This is a genomic window from Mycoplasma sp. 21DD0573, assembly GCF_034863425.1.
Lineage (GTDB): Bacteria > Bacillota_I > Bacilli_A > Mycoplasmatales > Metamycoplasmataceae > Mycoplasmopsis.
Genome location: NZ_JAYFEZ010000005.1, coordinates 34,995 through 55,523, shown reverse-complemented (window position 1 = coordinate 55,523; position 20,529 = coordinate 34,995). Strand labels below are relative to the sequence as shown.

Below are 20,529 nucleotides of genomic sequence, written 5' to 3'. Positions count from 1 at the left end.
ATTCAGACATTTTAATGAATTATTAAAATAACTATTCAGTTTTCAAAGAATATTTAGCACCTTTAATGGTGTTTTTTTATTTTATTAAAAAATATTATAATTTTAATATATGACAAAAATCAAAAGAACAAATATTTCTAAAAGAAACGTAAAAAGACGCCAACAATGACATCTTCAGTTAAAGAAAGACAAAGAATTAAACAAACTTTATTTACGCAGAAGGCAAATAGGTAATGTGATTAATGCATCAAATACCCTTGTAGTGAAGTTGACGAATGAAGAATTATCATCTGAATTTGAGAATAAAATTGAAAGAGTAAATAAAGAATTGAAGAAATTCATTTATTTTCAAGATGTAAAATTTATTTTATATTTTGTGAAGCAAAGATTAGAATTAATAAATAAAGATAATGATAAGTTATCATATAGATTTATAGGTTTTGACTTATTTGATATCTTGTTTAAAGAAATGAGATTACTATTCAAAACAAAAGATATAGATCATAAATTATTTTACAAAGTCATAACAGATATCATTTCGAATAAAATATCAAATATTGATTTACTGAATGAAAAAATTTCAAAATATAATCCTGCAAATACTAATGATGAGTTCATTAATGACATTTTATTTGAGAAAGTAAATCAAAATAAAGAAATTATTTTGCAAAATTTAAATAGATTTGTTCATAACTTCACAAAAAGAGACAGAATTCACAAATTCAATAAATACATTTACTTACATATTACAAATATTACGGAAAAGCATTTCAAAAATAAGAAATTTATTTTCAATAATTTAAATCAAATGATAAAAACATCAGATGAACATTACACTATAATAACACATACAAATTGAGTAGGTATACCTATTAATGTTTTCTTATTCAAACATCTTCCTTATGCAGATAAGGATAAACTAATTTTAGATACTATTCAGTTATATAAAAGAGATGATAAAAGTATTTCAGTTATTCCTTATGATTGACCTCTTGACATTGAGAACTTATCAAGTAAAAGTAAGGAGCTTAATAAGTCAGTCGCTAAATATATTATGTATTCTAAAAATATATTTACTGAAAAATTAAATGACCATTACAAAAAGAGAATAAATACAGTTTGATCTAGAGTTTTTAGTAGAAAAGATAGTAATAAAGTAAATATTATTTCTAAGAAACCATTAAATCGTCTAAATTACTTATACATAGAAAGTTCTAAAGATAAAATCAATATAGATAAACAGGATTTAATTTATTTCAACAAATTGATAAATTTCGTAGAAAATAGGGATGACAATTTTGATGTAAGTAGTTTAAATAATATTGAACCAGATGAATATTGTGAAAAAGAAATGAAATATTCAAAAATTAAGAACATTATCAATATAAAAGATGGTTATGAAGCTCCAAAATTATGAGAGAAAATTCGTAGAGATAATAAGAATTTAGGATTACATTTCGCTTTTACAAATTTCAAAATACCTAAAAAGAAAGATTTAATTGATATATTAAAAAATGATGTAGATAACTATGAAAATAGTCAAATGATGAATATATTGATAAGTAGTTATAAAAAGTTTCTGAAATCATTTGAAGATATGAATGGATTTCTATTTACTAATTTAATAGCTATCTCAATAATTAAAATATTAAAATATATAATAAACTTATTTATTCGTTCAAATCCATATTGTATTTGTGATGAATTTAGTACATCGGAAATTTTACAATTAATTATATTTAATGAAACTAACAAATTCAGTAGTGAAATTAAATATAACCTTCAGAATTCGAAAGAAGATGATGTATTCTTTAACTTTTTAAACAAATATGATCAGTTTGCAAAAATCTTGAAATGAGCATTAATCAAAGAAGACAGTGATGATACTAATACACCTATTACATAGGTAAAAAAGTCTATTTTATACTCCTTTTATCAAATAATTTTATATAATATAAAACATGTTCAAAATAGGTGTGGATGCAACTAATATTAATAGATTTATTAATAAAAAAACATCTTTTATAAATAGAGTTTTATCAACGCAAGAATTAGCAGAATATAATCAAATAACTGATCAAAATTTGAAAGCTAAATTTCTCGCCAGAGCATGAGCTATTAAAGAATCTATTTACAAAATTGATAATAGCTACATCGATTTTCGTAATATTGATTTAGTTAAAAAAAACAATATTTGAGAATTTAAAAACTTCTGTATTTCTATTACATATGTTGATAATTTAGTTATTTCCGTTGCTATTTCTAAGGAGAAAAATGAAAAAATATAATGTAAATGTAATTTTTAAGATGATTTTATTTTCACCAGTGTGATTATTCAGATACTTTTTAATTAAATGAAAAGCTAGAAAATATAGAAAATCACCTGAAACAAGTAAATTAATCGAAAGATATGCTTTCTTACTCAAACTTTCTAAAAAAATGTTAAACCTTTACAATGTGGATGTAAAAATTGAGGGATATGAAAACCTTCCACAAAATGGTTCTGTGTTATTAGTGGCTAACCATAAGTCAAACTTTGACTCTTTAATCTTAATGAAAGCTACAGAGCAACAATCATATGAACAAGGTGCTAAAGCTATGATGCCTACTTTTTTAGCTAAGAGCGAGCTACAAAAGAAAAAAATAGTTAAGGATACTTTGTCACTTTTAGACACTGTTTTTATTGACAGAAAGAGTATTAAAAACAGTTTAAATGCATTAGGAGATTTCGGTGCATTTGTTAAAGTTCAAAAAACATATGGTGTAATTTTTCCTGAGGGAACAAGAGTGAAAAGTGAAGGTTTAGGTGAGTTTAAAGCTGGTGCATTTAGAGTTGCACAAAAAGATTATATGGCAATTATTCCTACTGTAATAATAAACTCTTTAGGTTCTGATAGTGTGCACAAAAAGCAAAGACAGCAAGTTACTGTTAAATTTTTACCAGCATTAAAACCATCTACATTTATGAATCAAGAAACATCAAAATTAGCAGAAAGAGTTAAAGGCTTAATTGAGTCAGAATTATTGAAGGAAAAAGATGAAAACTAATTACACAAATTACGATTCAGAATATAGCTTTAAAGTTGAAAAGTTTAATTTTGATGGACCATTAGATTTATTACTTGCATTAGTTAAAGATAAAAAGATCAGTATTAATGAAATTAACTTAGTAGAAATAGCAGATAGATATTTAGAAATTATTTCTCAATTAAAAGAGCAAGATATTGATTTAGCTGCTGATTATTTAGTTATGGCTGCTACATTACTTAAAATCAAAGCAGCTATGGCAATACAAGAACCAGGACAAGAAATCCCTGAAGAAATTGAAGAAGATAAAAGACAAATTTTGAGACAGTTAGCTGAATATGAACAATTTAAATCGATTAAAGAAGCTCTTAAAACATATGAATTAGATAGACAAGATATTTTCATCAAAGATCCATCAAATGTTGATGAATTTATCGTTGATACCAATGACACTAGGTTAGACGGTCATTCTAACCCAGTTAAATTAATTGCTGTTTTAAGAAAAATGTTTGAAAGAGTTTATGCTCAAAAACTTAGAACAGCAAAATTAGAAACATTTAAACTATCACCATCTGATCAATATGGAATGATTAAAGAGTTACTTAGAAAACATGAAAAATTAACTTTCCAAATGGTCTTTTCACAACCAAGTATGGGACACTTTGTTGTTACATTGCTTGCTGTATTAGTTTTAGCTAAAGAACAATATTTAAAAATAATTCAAGAAAAAGAATTTGAAGAAATCTCAATTATTAGAGGAGAACTTTACGATGAAAAATAAAATTTTAGAAGCACTATTATACATTCAAGGAGATGATGGACTTAACTTAGAACAAGTTAAAGACATTTTCTCACTAGCTACTTTAGCTGAAGCTAAAAAAGTAATGCAAGATTTCTTAAGAGAGTTTAATGACTTAGAAAGAGCGCTTAAAGTAGTTAACTTCAATGATGTTTACAAATTAGCAACTAGAGAAACATTCAAAGATTATGTTACAAAAATGGTTTCAGTTGTTAAAAAACAAAGATTATCAAATGCTGCTATCGAAGTCGCTGGTATCATCGCTTACAAACAACCAGTTACAAAAGGTCAAATTGCATCAATTAGAGGTGTTGCATCTGATCAAGTTGTTAATACACTTTTAATGAAAGGTGTTATTGAAGAAGTCGGGATTTCTCCTACACCAGGTAACCCTGTTCTATATGGAGTTACAAACAAATTCTATGATCACTTCAAATTAACAAGTATGAGGGACTTGCCTAAAATGACTGAATTTAACTATGTAGAAGGTGTAGAAGATGAAAATCAAGACTTTGACTTATTCGGAAGTCAAAGAGAAGAATAATTATATTCAAGATGCAAAATTACTATCACAAATTTAGTGATAGTAATTTTTATTTTTCTGATAAAAGTGACTAAAACGAACAAAGAGTATGCTTTGTCCGTTTCATATTAAAATATTTTTATGAAGCAATTAAAGCTGAAGCGGTTGGTAAACTTATTTGATAGATTTTCTTAGAAGACTCCTCAATTTCTTTTCTAGAAATTGCTTGAGAAGATTTTAACTTATTCAATCAAGTCTCACATATTGATTTGATTTCTCTAATTTTGCTTGCCATTCGTGAAGGTAATGTGTCTATGACACTATTCTCAGGTAATTGAGAATAAGCTGATTGTAATACTGCAGTAAATTGTGTTCTTTCTTCATCTGTGATTTTATCTTCTGGTTCTATTGAGGAACATGATATAGCAAATCCTGTGATAGTCATAGTAGGTGCTAAAACACCTGATAAAATTAATAATTTTCTAAGTTTAATTCGTCCCCTTTATATAAATTAAATTTAATTTAGATAAAATATATAACTTTCGTTTAAGTCTTGGAGACTATATTTTTAGCAATTTTAATATCCATTTTGTATGTTGTTCAATACTTTATTAGGTGGTAAAAAATATGTTTTAACTAAAAGTATTGATATTACATTTTTTATTTTATTTAATAAAATAAAAAAATATAATTACATTAATAAAGCAGGTAGAAATGATAGAAATAAAAGCAACATTAAATGATTCAGGAAGAACAATTTTAAAACTTATTCAAAAATATTTGCCTAATTTAAGTAAAGGATTTGTTGAAAAGTTATTTAGGAAAAATGAAATTAAAATAAATGGATTAAGAAAAATTCAAAAAAGTCAAATTGTAAATGAGAATGATGCTATCACTATTTATGGTTTGAGTGAATCTGATTTGCAACAAGAATATGAAGTTAAAAAATCAACTCCAGTTAATTTGAAAGTTTTATATGAAGATCAAAATATTTTAGTTTTAAATAAAGCAACTGGAATTTCAGTTCACGATGAAGATGATTCATTAGATGAACAAGTTTTATCATATTTAAACTATGTGCCTACTGATAGTTTTAAACCAACGCACGTTGGTCGTTTGGATAAACAAACAAGTGGGATCATCACTTATGCTAAAACTTATGAGGCCGCTAGACAATTGAATGATAATAGTGAATTCATCATTAAAAAATATATTTTCATCAGTGATATTAAGTTAGATAACTTTTCTGAACATAAACCTTTTGTAGTTAACAATTGAATTTACAAAGATGAACCAAATAAAAAAATGAAAGTTGCAAAAAGTAATATAAGAGATGCTAAGCAAGCGACAACTTTATTTTATTCAGAAAAAAATCGAAAAATTGCACAAATTAAAACAGGTAGAAAGCACCAAATTCGTGTGACTTTATCAAATTTAGGTTTTCCTATTTACGGTGACAAAAAGTATGGTGGTAAAAAAGAAACTAGATTAATGTTACATTCATATTATGTTAAATATAAAAATATGAAGAATAATTTAAGTTATTTAAATGATTTAGAGTTATATTGCTTACCTAATTGAAAGAAAGGTTAATTATGGAAAAATTAGATATTGAAAAATTAAACCAAATAGTTAAATCATTAATGTTTGAACCTACTAAAGAAGTTCAAGAACAAATTTTGTTAATTTGAAAAGATATTCAAGATGGAATTAAACTTCTTGACAAACTTGATTTATTAAATGTAAAACCAATGGAAAGAATTAATGAGCAACCTATTTTAGAACTCCTACGTGAGGACATTGAAGATATGAGTTATTCAGTTTCAAAAGGAAACATTTTAAATAATGCAAAAGAAAAAGATAGTGACTTTATTTTACTTACAAAGGTGGTTAAATAATGAGTAGAGAATTTTTAAATAAAGGTAATTTTGAAGCTGCATACAATGAACTTCAAAATGATAACAATAATGCAGTTAGCTGCTTATATGAAAAATCAGAACAAGTTTTAATTTCAAGCAATCTACTCAATGGTGTTGTTTTAACTATCAAAGATGTTTTTGCCACAGAAGATAAAATCACTAGAGCTTCAAGTAAGATTTTAGAAAACTTCAAACCTTATTACAATGCTACTGTTGTTGAAAGACTTTTACAAAATGGCGCAATTCCGGTTGCTAAGGTTAATAATGATGAATTAGCTTTAGGAGGTACAGGAACTCATAGTGCTTATGGTTTTATAGTTAACCCTAAAGATACTAAACGTTATGTCGGTGGTTCTTCTTCAGGTTCAGCTGCAACAATGACAAAAAATATAGGCATTGCCTTAGGTTCAGATACTGGAGATAGTGTTAGATTACCTGCTTCATTCAATGGTTTAGTAGGATTTAAACCATCATATGGCGCAATTAGTAGATATGGAATGTTCGCTTATGCTTCATCATTAGATACAGTCGCTTACTTTACTCATAATGTAAATGATGCAATCATTATTGCACAAGCTGTTTTTGGTAAAGATGACAAAGATATGACTTCAGTTGATGTTCAAATAAACAATGCAATTAAAACAAAACCAAAATCAGTAGTTGCTCTTGATTTTAGTTCATTAACAAAAGATTATGTGGATGCAAGATTTAATCAGTTACTCGAAAAATTAAGAGAGCAAGGTATAGAAGTCAAATTAGTGCAACCAAATTTTGATATTTTAAACACAATTTCTATTGTTTATAAAATCATTTCTTTCTCTGAAGCTAGTTCAAATTTAGCTAACTTAAATGGAATAGCTTTTGGTTCAAAGGTTGATGGAAACTCTTGAGAAGAAGTTATGTTTAATACAAGAAGTCAAAAATTTGGAAAAATGGTTCAAGAGAGATTAAGTTTAGGAAGTTACTTTTTATATTCAGAAAATCAAGAAGAAATTTTTATTAAAGCTCAAAAAGCTAGAAGAGTTATTGCTAAATACTTTGAGGACTTGAAAACACAAGGCGATGTTTTAATCTTTCCAGCTTACGTAGGTATTGCTCCATTATTTGAAGATAAATCAAAAAATGGTGTTATGGACTTTATTTTAACTGGTGCAAATTTATCAGGTCACCCATCAATAACAATTCCATTAGGTGAATATGAAAATATGCCATATAACTTAGCTCTTGAAACAAAATTATATTCAGATGAAAAATTATTAGGTTATGCAGAATACTTTGAAGAACTTATAGGAGATTTAAATGAATAATTTTGAAACTATTATAGGAATTGAAATTCACGTTGAATTAAAAACTAAAACAAAAATGTTTTCACCAGCCGGAATTGACTTTAATGCAGAACCTAATACAAAAGCACACCAAATTGACTTAGCTTACCCAGGAACATTGCCTCAAGTTAATAAAATAGCAGTTGAATATGGAATCAAACTTGCAAAAGCTCTTAATATGGAAATTGATGATGAATTACATTTTGATAGAAAAAACTACTTTTATCCAGATTTACCAAAAGGTTATCAAATTACGCAGTTTTTTAGACCAATCGGAAGCAATGGTTATGTAGAAATTCAAACTTCAGAAGGATTAAAACAAATCGGTATTGAAAGAATTCACCTTGAAGAGGATACTGCAAGACAACACCACGACGATTTAGTTACAAAATTGGATTATAATAGAGCTGGAATCCCTTTAATTGAAATTGTTACTTACCCAGTGATTAGAAGTGGTGAGGAAGCTGCATTATATGTTGACATGATTAGAAAAATTGTGCAATTTTTAGATATTTCTGAAGGTAAGTTAGAACAAGGAACATTAAGAGCCGATATTAATATTTCTCTTAAACCTTATGGTGTAGATAAATTTGGTACAAAAGTTGAAATAAAAAATATGAACTCAATTTCTAACATTAAAAAAGCAATTGATAATGAAATTAAAATTCAAAAAGAAAAACTTCTTAAAGGTGAAGAAATATTACAACAAACAAAACGTTTTGATGATCAAACTAACACAAACGTGGTTATGAGAACAAAAACAGGTTCTGTTGATTACAAATATTTTGCAGATCCAAACATTCCGATCATTAAGTTATCTCAAGCATTTATTGATAATGTTAAATTAAATGAGCTTCCAAACCAAAAAGTAAAAAGATATAAAGATGCAAATATTGCAGATATTTACATTAACAGTTTAATTGATGATATACCATTAGCTAATTACTTTGACTCTATTGATTATGATAATAAGGAAGCTTTATCAAAAATTTTCTTCTCAGAAGTAGTTTCATTAGCAAATGCACAAAATAAACACGTTATTGATCTTGATATTAAACCTGAATATTTAGTTCAGAGTTTACAATTATTAAACCAAGAAATTATTTCAAGTAAGTCGCTTAAAAAACTTATAACACTATTACCAAGTTATAAAGGTGACATAAACGACTTATTAGATGCGCACAAATTAAAACAAATAACAGATAAAAATATTATTGCAAGTTATATAGACGCAATTATTAAAAATAATATTTCAATGTTAGATGAATATGAAACTAGACCTGAAAGAGTCATTAAATTTATACTTGGTGCATTAATGAAAGAAACTAATGGACAAGTTAATCCACAGTTGTCAAATGATATTGTTTTAGAAAAAATCAATGAGTTTATTAAACAAAAAAACTAATACAAACACTGATTATAATAAGTTAATAAAACTTAAAAATGTAACTAAAAAAACTAAAAAAACCTTTCATCAAAACTTAATTTTTCCTGAAAGATTTACATTTTTTTCAAAGATTTATGAGTTTATAATCAAGAAATGCTTGATTAGATTTTTCGCAAGCATACTGATTTGAGTTAGAAATGAATCAGATCATAGAAAACGTTTAAAAGTTGTGGATAATGTATATAGTAAATTCACAAGTAGTGAATATAACTTTATTTGATTGTCTACTGCATTTTACTTATTAATATCATTTGTCCCTGTAATATATGTGGTTTTCTTGTTAAACATATTTTTCGGTTTTATTCCAGGCTATAACAATCTAGTTGGAAGCAATTTCCAAGATAACTTCATAACAATTATTATGTCAAGATTCATCCCTGGGTCGCAAAACTACTTACAAAGCATTCAAATGAAAGATCAAGGTACATCTGCATTCAATTTGCAAGCATTGCTACCTAACATTTTCCTATTTTTATCATCACTATATATATCAAGCACAGGATATGGAAAGTTAATTTCAGCAAATAACTACATTTACAAACATAATAAAATTGGTTCATATTGAGGTAATAAAATAAAAGGATTATTCTTAGTTTTATTTGTATCAATATTATTCTGAGTTTTTTCAACAATTGACATCATCATTGAAAAAAAAATAACAGAAAAATATAACGGAACGATTTGATTAAATACGTTTGTTTATATATTAATTTCATTTGTCTTTGTGTTTGTAATGTTAGTCGGCTTATTCAAACTTATTCCATCATTTAAGTTAACCATTAAATCTGTTTATAAAGGAGCTATCTTATCAACCACTCCAATTGTTTTATTAGTATTATTATTTAAAACAATTAATCAACACATTAACTATGACAAATATGGTGGTCCTGTAGGGTTCTTCCTTACGATTGCATTCTTTATAAACTGAGTTGTTTACTTTATGTTCTTAGGTATTGCTTTCAATAATGCATACTATAAAAACTATATCAGTGAGAGAACAATCACAAAGAGAAATTGATTTATTTAACCAGTATACACTGGTTATTTTTATTACAAAAGAGTATAATTAAAATATGAGAAAAATGTTAAAGCTAACTAATGACTATAAGGATAGAATTTTAGAATTCCTTTATGCACAAGACAAATACCTTAATATGATGTTAATTGCAGATATCGAAACATTTGGTCTAGAAGGCGAAAATATTGATAGTTACATTGACTATGTAAATGAAAGACCTGTTTTAATTTTTTATAGATTCCATGATACATTGTTAATTTTCGGAAGAAAATTAAGAGGTAAATACGAAGATTTAGAGAATATTGTTAAAAAATATAATATCAAGAACTTTGTCTATCAAAAAGAACTTTATAACGAATTAAATAATGCATTATCAATAATTATTGGAAATAATATTGTCCCTACTTATCAATATGTTTTAACTTTGAATAAAAAAGATTTTAAGAAACCAACTAATTTAAAATCAACAATGATTAAAATTTCAGATCTTGAAAATATCATTGAAAGTAGAAAATTAATTCCTGAATTTGCAGGGCTATCATCACATACGCTTGATATTAAACACTTAAAAAGATCATTTGAAAAAGGTGCATATTGAGGATATGTGCTAAAAGATGAAAATGAGAAAGTTTTATCACATGCATCAATTAACTGTCAATCAAAAGATGCAGTTATGATCGGAGGTGTTTTCACAATTCCTGAAGCAAGAAAGAAAGGATATGCAAAGGATTGTGTAATGAACATTTGCGAAAGGATACTATACATAGAAAAAACACCTGTTTTGTTTTTCAGTAACAAAATTGCAGGTGCTATGTATTATGGACTTGGCTTCAAAGATTATGATAAGATCGCTTTAACAAAAGTTAAACCTACAATCAAACAAAAATAATTACTTTTATCCCTAAAAATTGTGGAAAAAAGTTTTTTTGTATTATAATATTGTTATTACAAGCTTTTAAAAGGAGACATTGAAATGACTAAAAAAGAATACATTTTAGAAGTTGCAGATCGTGCTGAAATGACACCAAGAGATGTTGAAAGAGTTTTCGATGCTATGGTTTTCGTTCTTAAAGAACAATTAATCATGGAAGATAAAGTTAGATTATCACATTTAGGAATTTTTTCAACAACAGTTAAACCACAAAGAAAAATGGTAAACAAATTCAAAAAATCAGAAAATGATGCTGATTTTATTGTGGTTCCACAAAGACGTGTTGTTAAATATACACCTTCAAAATACTTACGTGAATTAATAGATTTTAAAGCTTAATTTAAAAATGTTAAATATCCAGGAAATTCTAAAAATAACTTTTTAGAATTTCTTTTTATTTCTTCATATTTGACACTACTTTTATTTTTAAAATATTGTAATAATTCTGGAACAGTTATTTTATAGAACTCATCATATAATGAAAAGTACACAATAGCAAAAGAAATGCCTTTATTGCTATGTATAAGGTTTAAATATTCGATTTGATGTTTCTTAAATAATTTTTTAGTGAGTGAATTATTATTTGTACTCTTGGCTTCAAAACAAATAAATTTACCATTATACATACCTACGTAATCCACTGTTGATTTCTTAATTCTAAATGAACCCAAGACATTATTTTTGGTCTTTGATTGAATATTTTTTATATCAAGAGGAGTGCTCTTTTTCTCGATGAATGCAATGTTCTCTTGTCATAAATAAGCTATGGTGTTGTTGATTATTTTTTCTAAAAACATCCCTCTATTTTTATTATTTGAACTAATTTGCATATTCTAATTTCTTCATTCTTAATTCAAGTTCAGCTATCCTATGTTTTATAAAGTCAGATGATCTAACTTTCTCTAATCTTTTCATTTTTAAGAACATTAATCTGGAAATATAAATGTATATAAAAGGATAAATTATGTAGTATCAAAATTGATAATAAAACTTATATGTAACATTTGCTTTTGATAATAGCTGGATGAAAGATTGTGCTAACTCAGCAAATGGAACTGCTATAAAAGTTATTGGTAAAGTTAAGGTAAAGAAAATAATTAAAAACTGAAATATTGGTGTCAAAATAATTGAGTAAACATAAGATATTAAACTAATTTCTCTTATATATGCACTAATTATGGATATAGAAATGAATCAGGGCACGAAATAACCTACAAAAAAGTTTACTGTTTTTTGTTTTCATTTTTTAGGTTTTCAAAATTTATCCAAATCTACATTTAACATAACAATAGTCAAAATATATGATAGTCAATAACCTAAATTCATAACACTATAAGGTCTAAAGGATAAGAATAAAAATGCTATTACGAATAATGGGCAACCGACATTCAATTCTTGATCTTTTTTAAATATTTTTCAAAAATGAATGACAAGTATGAATAAATAAGTTCTTATGATTGACACTGATTTCTTGCAAAATAGAAAATAAATAGTAAGTATAAGAACTTGTAAAATTCCATATTTATCAAACTTTGAAAATATCATTCTAACGAATACGTAAATAGTACCTAGATGTAGGCCGCTAACAATCATTAAATGAACTACCCCCATTTCTTTTAAGGTAGTTAATGTTTCGTTATTTGTAGATGTGTTTATACCAAAAATCAATGGGAAAATAAAATCAGAATATGCTTTATTTTTGTTTAGAAAATGGTTATAAAACATATGTCTTAAATTGAACCAATTATTAACAACAATAACTTTGTTAGGTTTAATTAAAAAATCAATTTCATTAGCTAGCAAGTAATTTGATTTTACTTTAAGTTCCTTCAATGTTCCTCAAATAAATATTTTTGAATAGATAGTTATTTGGTCTTTAGCAGATTTTAATTCAGACCTGTTGAGTATGAATTTGTTCATAAATTTATCCTCAACATAAAGAGCTTTATTGGACATATCAATCACTGTGTAAGTTTCGGAGACACCTTTATTACTGTAGAATCATGCATTTATAATAATATGTTTAAGATTAAAAAATATCAAAAATGTTAATAATATTGCTAACAAAATTACGAAGTCATTTCTTTTTAAAATAATGGAAAAAATAAAGAGTGGAATTAAATATACCAATAAAATTAAATCTGAAGTGACTAGCAATAAACAAAATACAGATAAAATTAAAAAGAAATTAAACCATCTTAAGTTAATTCTATAACCGTTTGCAAGTATTCTATAGTACGAGTAGAAATTCCTTTTATATCTAGCAATTCTCGTCATGAGTGTAAACTTTCATTCTTTTCGCGATGTTTATAAATTAACTTTGCAACTCTTGAGTTTAGACCTAATCATTTTAAAGTCTCAACATCTTTGATTTCTTCCCATTTTATTTTGTATTTTCTTAAACCAACATTAATGACACTAGATGTAGTTGCTAAATCATCTAGGTTGTAATTACTTATATCTGAACTTGTTTTAAGCTTTACTTTATTAAAAACATCTCTGTATGTTAAAGGCTTGTCTGATTCAAATGTAGCAGGAAATAATACATTACCAGCTACTGTATATTTGTAAATTTTATTTTGCTTATTTAGTTCGTCATCTATTTTCTTTGTTTGTTTCATTTCTTTAAATTTAACAACACTTATGAAAACACCTGAACTTAAACAAATAATTACTAATAATATATTGAATCAACTAATCTTTTTCATACATATATTTAGTAAATTTCTTCAAAAATGTACAAAGTAGTAAAAAAGTGCATAAAAAAACACTCAAAGAGTGGTTTGTTAACAATTGGCGGGGCAGAGAGGATTCGAACCTCCGCTGGTGTTGCCACCACTACAGTCTTAGCAGGACCGCCTCTTCAGCCTCTTGAGTACTACCCCAATAATTAAAAAAATTATAATATAAAAAATAGATTTTCTTAATTCAATTAAAAAAATATTTCAACTTTTTAATTATGCTTCTCTAATTCCGTTAAAATAAAAAAATCATGAAAAAAGAAATTACATTATTCGAAATGTTTGCAGGAATAGGTTCGCAATACAAAGCATTAAAAAATATATCTAAGAAATTGAATTTTTCAGTTAAATCACTAGGAACATGTGATTTTTATATTGATGCCATTGTATCATATTTAAGCATTCACTACGGTATATTAGAACCAGAAAATAAGTTGACTAAAGAAGAAATGCTTGATAAATTAAACAAGTATCTTTTTTCTGCCGACTCCAAAAAACCAGTTAATAAAAAATACTTTATGAGAATGCCAGAAAATAAATTAAGAAATTTATTCTCTTATCTTTATTCATATGTTGATAATGACTATATGAGTGAAAGATATGGCTTCAGAGAGAGAGAGAGAGAGCGGTACAGACATTACTGCTTATAACACTTTACCTAAAAGCATAGATATTTTTACTTATTCATTTCCTTGTCAAGATTTATCACAACAAGGTAAACAAAGAGGAATTAACGAAAACACAAGATCAGGGTTATTGTATGAAATTGAAAGAATTCTTAAAAATAATTTAGATAGATTACCTAAGGTCTTATTATTAGAAAACGTTAAAGCATTGGTTTCATCTAAATTCAAAAACGATTTTCTCAAATGAATAGATGCATTGGAAACATTGGGTTATAAAAGTTATTGAAAAGTTTTAAATGCAGTTGATTCAGGTTCGGCTCAAAATAGAGAAAGAGTTTTTATGGTTTCTATTTTAGATGGCGAAGATTTTGAATTCATTCAAAAGAATGAAAAAAACTTAATGCTCAATCAAATCATTGATGAAAATGCTGTTCATATTGATCTGACAAAATTATTAACTTTATACAAAAAGACACCATTTACATTAACTAAAAACAAAATCAATAAGTCTAGATTATTAGGATACACTAATTTCAATAGTGAATCTTACATTTATAAAACAGATCACAAAGGCCCTACATTAACAGCTTCTGGTGGAAATGCAAGACTAAAATTCTTATTAGAAGAAGAAAAATTAGTTTTAATAAATTCAGAAGAAGCATATCTATATATGGGGTTCGATAAAGTTGATGCATTAAAGGTTCGCCAAACCGGTTTAGTTCATGAAAATAAAATGATTTTTACAGCCGGAAACAGCATATCTGTTGAAGTTTTAGAAGATATATTTACTGAAGTTATTAAAAAATATTTTTAATTATTATGAATTTTGAATCTAGTGAATTTGTAAATTTAAAAAAACAAATTAAAATTTATAGCATTTTAAACGTATTTTCTAAAGAAAACAGCAAAAATCATTTTAATGCAAAAATCTATTGCTTTTTTGATTCAAATGGACTATTAATTTATTGATATATAAAATTTCTTGCAGGTACATCCTTAGATTTAAAAACTACTACAAGATGATTTAAGGATAAAACCACCACATTTAAATGTAGGGAAAAATTATTTTCACTTATCGGTAGCAGTTTAAAACAAGAACCTAGAGAAAACAAAAATGATAAAAATATCTTATTTTTAAATAATCAGGAATTAGCTGCTCTGAATTATTATGTTAATTTTGATTATAAAGGAACTTTTAATAACTTAATTGGTGTATTAAAAGGTAATAATCCAACAGGTAGTTATGAAAAACCCAACAGTTCCGAAGTAAAGTCTAGTTATGAAAATCTAAAAAATAATCCACTTATGTATTTGGATATTATTAAAGACAATTGATATTACAATAGTTTTAAGAACTTTATAGCAAATGAAGATGATTTCAACAATCTACTTAGCACTTTAAAAAAAGAAAATGATTTTATTAGTTACTTCAAAAATAGTGGTAATAATTCATTTTTACCTATTCAAGATTTAATTCATACAATTGAATACGAAAATAAAACAAAAGGTCTTAATGATGATGAAACTAGAAAAGAATTTAGAAATAAAATAAAAAGAGTCAAAAAACCACTAGAAACATTATTTAAAATTCAAAATGAAATAGAAAATCAAATTTCAAGAACTAGATCAAAAGTCCAAAAAATTCCTACTGAATCAATTCAATCATTTAATTTAGAAGAAAATACAATAATTGAAAGAGCTCATATTTATCCTGTTTACAAAATAAGGGAAAGAATAAGAAATGAAATAGAAAAATTATTTTCCAAAATCATTGTTGATTCAAGAGATAAATTTAAAACAGATGCATTAACGATGATTTATGATGCAAATAATTTGTTAAATTTATCACCTGATATTCACGAAATTTATGATAAACAGAATCTTATTTATTGAGACACAAGTGGAAAGTTGTGCTTTATTCGCAAGGATAAAATTTCAAATGATAGTCAAGAAAAGTTAAGTAAATCATTTAATCAAATTAGAAATTTAACACCTGAAATGAAGAAATATTTACAAATGTATTTTGATGAAATGGCAAGCACTTATATTCATAAAAAAGATTAGCTTATGTGTGGAATAAAAGCTAAAAATGTATAAAATTTATAACATCTATAAATATAAGGAGTTTGTATGGAAAAAAAATATGAAAAATTAGCTTCTAGATTAGAAAAATATATGTCAATTGAAGCTATTTCTAGATTTGAAGAACCAGTTGCAGATGAACTAAGAAAAAATATTAAACCAGGTTTTGAAATTTCACGTGATGCATTTGGTTCAATTATTTTCTTCAAAAAATCTAAAGTTGCTAATGCGCCTAAAGTTATGTTAGCTGCTCACATGGATGAAGTTGGTTATATGGTTAAATCAATTGCTGAAAACGGAAACATATTAGTTACAACAATTGGTGGTGTTTGACCATCTGTAGTTATTGGAACAAAAGCAGTTGTAGTTTCATCAAAAACAAATGAAAGATTTTATGGTGTATTTGGACACACAAGTATCCATATTATGGATAGAGACAAAATCACAGTTGCACTTAAAGAATCAGACTTATTTGTTGATTTAGGTTTCAAATCTAAAAAAGAAGTTGAAGAAGCACACATTCAAATTGGGGACAAAATTTTCTTATCTGGAGAAACAATTCATTTTGCAAATAACATTATTGGTGGAAAAGCAATGGACAATAGAGCAGGTGTGACTGCTTTAGAATTTATCGCAAATAATATTGCTGATTTAGAATTAGGATGTGATGTTTACTTAGTAGGAACAGTTCAAGAAGAAGTCGGAACAAGAGGTGCTAAAACATCAGTTTCAATCATTAATCCAGATGTTGCTTTTGCTGTTGACACAGGCGCTGCACACGATACAACAGGTGCAAAACCTGGAACACCAGTTTTAGGTAAAGGAGTAAGTCTTTTAGTTAAAGATGGTGGAACATTGCCAGATCCAAAATTAATTAATGTATTAACAAATATTGCTGCTACAAAAGAAATTCCAGCTTACAAATATGTTGCCGAGGGTGGAGGCACTGATGCAGCTGAATTACAATTTGCTCCTGGTGGCGCTGCAGTTATGACAATTTCAATTCCACAAAGATACTTACACAGTCCAATTGGATTAGCTTCACTTGTTGATATTCAAGCTACAATTGATTTAATGACCGAATTTATCAAAGCATTTGATAAAGAAATGTATGAAGGAAAATTAGCTTACAAATAGTATTGAATTTTGAAATTAAAAGTAGATAGAAAATCTATCTGCTTTTTTGCTTTAAATTAGTTTTTAGACAGCTTGATAAGGCTATCATTTAGAGCTAAAAGTAATATAATATAGAAAATTTAATAATAGATTCAGGAGGTACGAGATTATGGCAAAAGTATTGTTCATACTTATAATAATTGTTTCAATTATTGTTCTTTTACTCTTAGTCTACTTGCTTTCTGTGAACTTATTTAAACAATCATTACAAAAATTTAGTATACGCTCAAAAGATGCGATAACTAAACAAAATCATCAAAATCAATCTTTATATTCAAAAGTTAAAACAACGACTTATTTTAATCACGAGCTTGAGAATATGCTTAATTCATTGATTGAAGTGAAACAAAGTATCGAAACTATAAATCAAGAAATTTCAGTTAAACTTTCTGAACTTGATGAATTGCTAGCTGAAAAACAAAAAGTTAAATCTTACAAAAAATATAAAGCAATTAAACAACAACAAAAAGAAGTTTCTAAAAAACAAATAGAATTTAACAAAATTTCAGATGACTATTCAAAGAACTGAAACAACATTGATGAAATCACTTCAACAATTCTGGAGATTAGGGACTTTTTAAATGGCAAGCTTAAAAGTTATGAGAAAGCAATACCTAATCAATATGAAAATCTTCAAAAAAAATTAGCTGAATTATCAATTCAAATCACATTAATTGATGATCTTAAAGTTAAAGCTGATTTCTTAAGAGCTCTTGAAAACATAACAAAGAGAAAAGAAGAATTGGAAAACTATACAAAAATCATTTTTGCATCAAAAAATATTGAGTATTCACTTTTTGAATCTCTACCAAAAGTGGTTGAGCAAGCTATAAAAGATAAAAATAACGAGCAAATTAAAGGTAAATTAATAGAGTTAAAGGATAAAACCACAGCACTTCAATCAGCTATTAAAGGTAAAAATACTGCTGAAACTTTAGATGCAAATATTAAGTCAGTTTATAGAACTTTTTACAAATTAGTCAACCTTGTTAATTCAATGTTTTCTATTAAAGATTTCATTGATCAAACAATTCCAATTATTCGTGATTTATATTCTAAATTGAATAAAACTCACAAAAACATACTTGCACCAAATAGTATTCAACAAAGAAATTATGAAGCAGTAAAGAACGCATTTGACAAAATCAAACAATCTTTTGAAAATAAATCATTAAAAAACATCCAAACATTAGTTCAAGATTTAGTTGTTAAATATGAAAATTATGAAAAAACTAATGTAGTTATTGAATCAAAATCTAAAGAATTAAAAGAACTAAATGATAATTTTCAAATTCAAATTGATGAAGCTATTGATACCTATTTATCTTGCATTTATCATCCTGAAATCCCAGATGATCCAAAAATAAATAAATTAAGATCTGAATTAATTTATTTATATGAAAGAAATTTCAAAAAACAAAAGTCCTGAAATAAAATTAAGACGATTTGAGATGAATTCATTAGTAAATTAGCTACTTTAATTAAAGTGATTTCGCTCAACGCAAAATACAAAGAAATTTATAACAATATAAGATTAGAACTTCAAAGAAATGACTCATTTATAAATAATCAAGAAACTTTTGCTAATTACATTGATATTAGCAAAAGTATTGAGAATGTAATTAAAGAAGAAAATAATTATAAAAATGCTTATTTAGCACTTAAAAAGTTTTTAATAAAGGAGAAATATGTACAGTAAAATTTTGATTCGTTACGGCGAGTTAGTGCTGAAAAAGAAAAACAGAAAACAGTTTATTAATCAACTTGCAATTAATATTAAACACATTGTTGGTGTAGCTCCAGAAGTTGAATTTGACAGAATGTATTTACCTTATTCAGAAGAAAATATGAATAACTTAAATTATGTATTCGGAATCAGTTCATACTCACCGGTTATGGTTGTTGAAAATAATATAGAAGTTTTCGGAAATGCAGTTTTATCATCAATTAGATCTGATTCAAAAACTTTTAAAATTGCCGCTAGAAGAAATTACAAAAAGTTTGAATTCTCATCAGACCAAATTAACAATTACCTAGGTGGTGTAGTCTTAAAAAACACAAATCTTAAAGTCGATGTACATAATCCTGATCAAACTTTTTATGTTGAAGTTAGAAACGGAAAAACTTACATTTTCTCTGATTACACTAAAGGTTTAGGAGGTTTACCTGTAGGAGTGTCAGGTAAAGTTCTTCACCTTATTTCTGGTGGTTTTGATTCTCCAGTCGCTGCTTGACAAATGATGAAAAGAGGACTCAAAGTTGACTTTTTAACCTTTATCACACCCCCTCAAACAGATATTAGAACTGTAGAAAAAATTACAAATTTGGTTAAAGTTTTAAATAAATATCAAGTAACATCAAACTTATTGATTGCAGATTACTCACACTTAATGAACTACATTTCATTTGTTTCAAAAGAATCATACAAAATCACTTTAATGAGAAGAAGTTTTTACCGTATAGCTGAGCAAATAGCACAAAAATATAATCAACAAGCAATTTCAAATGGTGATAATTTAGGTCAAGTTGCATCTCAAACAATTGAATCATTATCAACAATTGGAGAAGCGACAAGAATGCAAATTTTACGTCCATTATTAACATACGATAAAAATGATATTATTGATATTGCTAGAAAAATCGGTACAGAAAATATTTCAATTATTAAAGCTAATGAAACTTGTGAACTATTTGCGCCTAAAGAACCAGTTACAAAACCTACAATCCAGGAAGCTTTAAGACTTGAAAATGAACTTGAAAATATTAAAGAACTAGAGCAAGAATTGCTAAATTCAAAAATTGAATTAGTTAAAGTCAAAAAAGAAATTTAAGCTGTATAGCTTATTTTTTTATGCAACTTAAAACTTTTTATTTCTATGCCATAGAGCTTTTAGTTTCATACATAAAAAAATAAA

22 protein-coding genes and 1 tRNA gene are annotated in these 20,529 nt (G+C 26.4%); 18 read left to right on the top strand and 5 right to left on the bottom strand.

The genetic code is table 4. The features are described 5' to 3' along the window. Window positions 1–109 precede the first annotated feature (109 nt). The 5 genes from VBM86_RS01100 to scpB are packed head-to-tail and all read left to right on the top strand — an operon-like array spanning window position 110 to window position 4,370. Window positions 110–1,906, top strand: a complete 1,797-nt coding sequence (locus tag VBM86_RS01100; RefSeq protein WP_323176490.1) for a hypothetical protein — start codon at window positions 110–112, stop codon at window positions 1,904–1,906. Window positions 1,907–1,961: 55 nt separating this feature from the next. Next, on the top strand, window positions 1,962–2,288 hold the full coding sequence (locus VBM86_RS01095; protein ID WP_323176489.1) for a 4'-phosphopantetheinyl transferase superfamily protein: 327 nt from the start codon (window positions 1,962–1,964) through the stop codon (window positions 2,286–2,288). Beyond that, on the top strand, window positions 2,275–3,048 hold the full coding sequence (locus VBM86_RS01090; protein ID WP_323176488.1) for a lysophospholipid acyltransferase family protein: 774 nt from the start codon (window positions 2,275–2,277) through the stop codon (window positions 3,046–3,048). The genes VBM86_RS01095 and VBM86_RS01090 overlap by 14 nt, the downstream gene beginning before the upstream one ends. Next, a complete protein-coding gene (locus VBM86_RS01085) occupies window positions 3,038–3,808 on the top strand; it encodes a segregation/condensation protein A (protein ID WP_323176487.1) in 771 nt (256 codons plus the stop codon). Before VBM86_RS01090 ends, VBM86_RS01085 begins: the two co-directional genes overlap by 11 nt. Then, on the top strand, window positions 3,798–4,370 hold the full coding sequence (scpB, locus tag VBM86_RS01080) for an SMC-Scp complex subunit ScpB (RefSeq protein ID WP_323176486.1): 573 nt from the start codon (window positions 3,798–3,800) through the stop codon (window positions 4,368–4,370). Before VBM86_RS01085 ends, scpB begins: the two co-directional genes overlap by 11 nt. Before the next feature lie 118 nt (window positions 4,371–4,488). Here scpB and VBM86_RS01075 read toward each other — a convergent pair whose 3' ends face one another. Next, the gene (locus VBM86_RS01075) at window positions 4,489–4,794 is read right to left on the bottom strand and encodes a hypothetical protein (protein WP_323176485.1); all 306 of its coding nucleotides are present in this window, start codon (window positions 4,792–4,794) and stop codon (window positions 4,489–4,491) included. Window positions 4,795–5,063: 269 nt separating this feature from the next. Here VBM86_RS01075 and VBM86_RS01070 point away from each other — a divergent pair, with 269 nt between their 5' ends. The 7 genes from VBM86_RS01070 (at window position 5,064) to VBM86_RS01040 (ending at window position 11,328) form a co-directional block, all read left to right on the top strand. After that, window positions 5,064–5,942 (top strand): RluA family pseudouridine synthase, encoded by an 879-nt coding sequence (locus tag VBM86_RS01070; RefSeq protein ID WP_323189573.1) that lies wholly within the window; start codon window positions 5,064–5,066, stop codon window positions 5,940–5,942. Between the two features lie 2 nt (window positions 5,943–5,944). After that, window positions 5,945–6,247: a glutamyl-tRNA amidotransferase gene (locus tag VBM86_RS01065; RefSeq protein ID WP_323177593.1), complete on the top strand. Its 303-nt coding sequence runs from the start codon at window positions 5,945–5,947 to the stop codon at window positions 6,245–6,247. Further along, entirely contained in the window at window positions 6,247–7,575 is a 1,329-nt protein-coding gene (locus VBM86_RS01060) for an amidase family protein (RefSeq protein WP_323189572.1), read from the top strand. The genes VBM86_RS01065 and VBM86_RS01060 overlap by 1 nt, the downstream gene beginning before the upstream one ends. Next, complete coding sequence (gene gatB, locus VBM86_RS01055) at window positions 7,568–8,998, top strand: Asp-tRNA(Asn)/Glu-tRNA(Gln) amidotransferase subunit GatB (protein WP_323189571.1); 1,431 nt, start codon at window positions 7,568–7,570, stop codon at window positions 8,996–8,998. Before VBM86_RS01060 ends, gatB begins: the two co-directional genes overlap by 8 nt. Before the next feature lie 139 nt (window positions 8,999–9,137). Next, window positions 9,138–10,067 carry a YhjD/YihY/BrkB family envelope integrity protein gene (locus VBM86_RS01050; protein WP_323189570.1) on the top strand — a complete coding sequence of 310 codons (930 nt, stop codon included), beginning with the start codon at window positions 9,138–9,140 and terminating at the stop codon, window positions 10,065–10,067. 46 nt (window positions 10,068–10,113) lie between these two features. Beyond that, window positions 10,114–10,947, top strand: a complete 834-nt coding sequence (locus VBM86_RS01045; RefSeq protein ID WP_323189569.1) for a GNAT family N-acetyltransferase — start codon at window positions 10,114–10,116, stop codon at window positions 10,945–10,947. Window positions 10,948–11,031: 84 nt separating this feature from the next. Next, window positions 11,032–11,328: an HU family DNA-binding protein gene (locus VBM86_RS01040; protein WP_257089537.1), complete on the top strand. Its 297-nt coding sequence runs from the start codon at window positions 11,032–11,034 to the stop codon at window positions 11,326–11,328. On the opposite strand, the gene recU is transcribed toward VBM86_RS01040, so the two are convergent. From recU to VBM86_RS01020, 4 genes are all read right to left on the bottom strand, one after another. Continuing rightward, window positions 11,325–11,819, bottom strand: a complete 495-nt coding sequence (recU, locus tag VBM86_RS01035) for a Holliday junction resolvase RecU (RefSeq protein ID WP_323189568.1) — start codon at window positions 11,817–11,819, stop codon at window positions 11,325–11,327. The genes VBM86_RS01040 and recU overlap by 4 nt on opposite strands. Beyond that, a complete protein-coding gene (locus VBM86_RS01030) occupies window positions 11,809–12,945 on the bottom strand; it encodes a ComEC/Rec2 family competence protein (protein ID WP_323189567.1) in 1,137 nt (378 codons plus the stop codon). Before VBM86_RS01030 ends, recU begins: the two co-directional genes overlap by 11 nt. A gap of 242 nt (window positions 12,946–13,187) precedes the next feature. Beyond that, window positions 13,188–13,697: an MAG0490 family ComEA-like DNA-binding protein gene (locus VBM86_RS01025; RefSeq protein ID WP_323189566.1), complete on the bottom strand. Its 510-nt coding sequence runs from the start codon at window positions 13,695–13,697 to the stop codon at window positions 13,188–13,190. 86 nt (window positions 13,698–13,783) lie between these two features. Continuing rightward, window positions 13,784–13,874: transfer RNA gene (locus VBM86_RS01020), tRNA-Ser, on the bottom strand. Between the two features lie 107 nt (window positions 13,875–13,981). Between VBM86_RS01020 and dcm_N the strand changes: the two genes are divergently transcribed. From dcm_N to thiI, 6 genes are all read left to right on the top strand, one after another. After that, window positions 13,982–14,380 carry a DNA (cytosine-5-)-methyltransferase N-terminal subunit gene (dcm_N, locus tag VBM86_RS01015; RefSeq protein WP_323189565.1) on the top strand — a complete coding sequence of 133 codons (399 nt, stop codon included), beginning with the start codon at window positions 13,982–13,984 and terminating at the stop codon, window positions 14,378–14,380. Continuing rightward, window positions 14,331–15,170, top strand: a complete 840-nt coding sequence (dcm, locus tag VBM86_RS01010; RefSeq protein ID WP_323189564.1) for a DNA (cytosine-5-)-methyltransferase — start codon at window positions 14,331–14,333, stop codon at window positions 15,168–15,170. The genes dcm_N and dcm overlap by 50 nt, the downstream gene beginning before the upstream one ends. A gap of 5 nt (window positions 15,171–15,175) precedes the next feature. Then, window positions 15,176–16,420, top strand: coding sequence for an MAG4270 family putative restriction endonuclease (locus VBM86_RS01005; protein ID WP_323189563.1), 1,245 nt, complete (start codon window positions 15,176–15,178; stop codon window positions 16,418–16,420). A 66-nt stretch (window positions 16,421–16,486) separates the two neighbouring features. Beyond that, window positions 16,487–17,575 (top strand): M42 family peptidase, encoded by a 1,089-nt coding sequence (locus tag VBM86_RS01000; RefSeq protein ID WP_323189562.1) that lies wholly within the window; start codon window positions 16,487–16,489, stop codon window positions 17,573–17,575. Between the two features lie 148 nt (window positions 17,576–17,723). Continuing rightward, entirely contained in the window at window positions 17,724–19,313 is a 1,590-nt protein-coding gene (locus VBM86_RS00995; RefSeq protein WP_323189561.1) for a hypothetical protein, read from the top strand. Next, entirely contained in the window at window positions 19,303–20,445 is a 1,143-nt protein-coding gene (thiI, locus tag VBM86_RS00990; RefSeq protein ID WP_323189560.1) for a tRNA uracil 4-sulfurtransferase ThiI, read from the top strand. The genes VBM86_RS00995 and thiI overlap by 11 nt, the downstream gene beginning before the upstream one ends. Window positions 20,446–20,529: the final 84 nt, after the last annotated feature.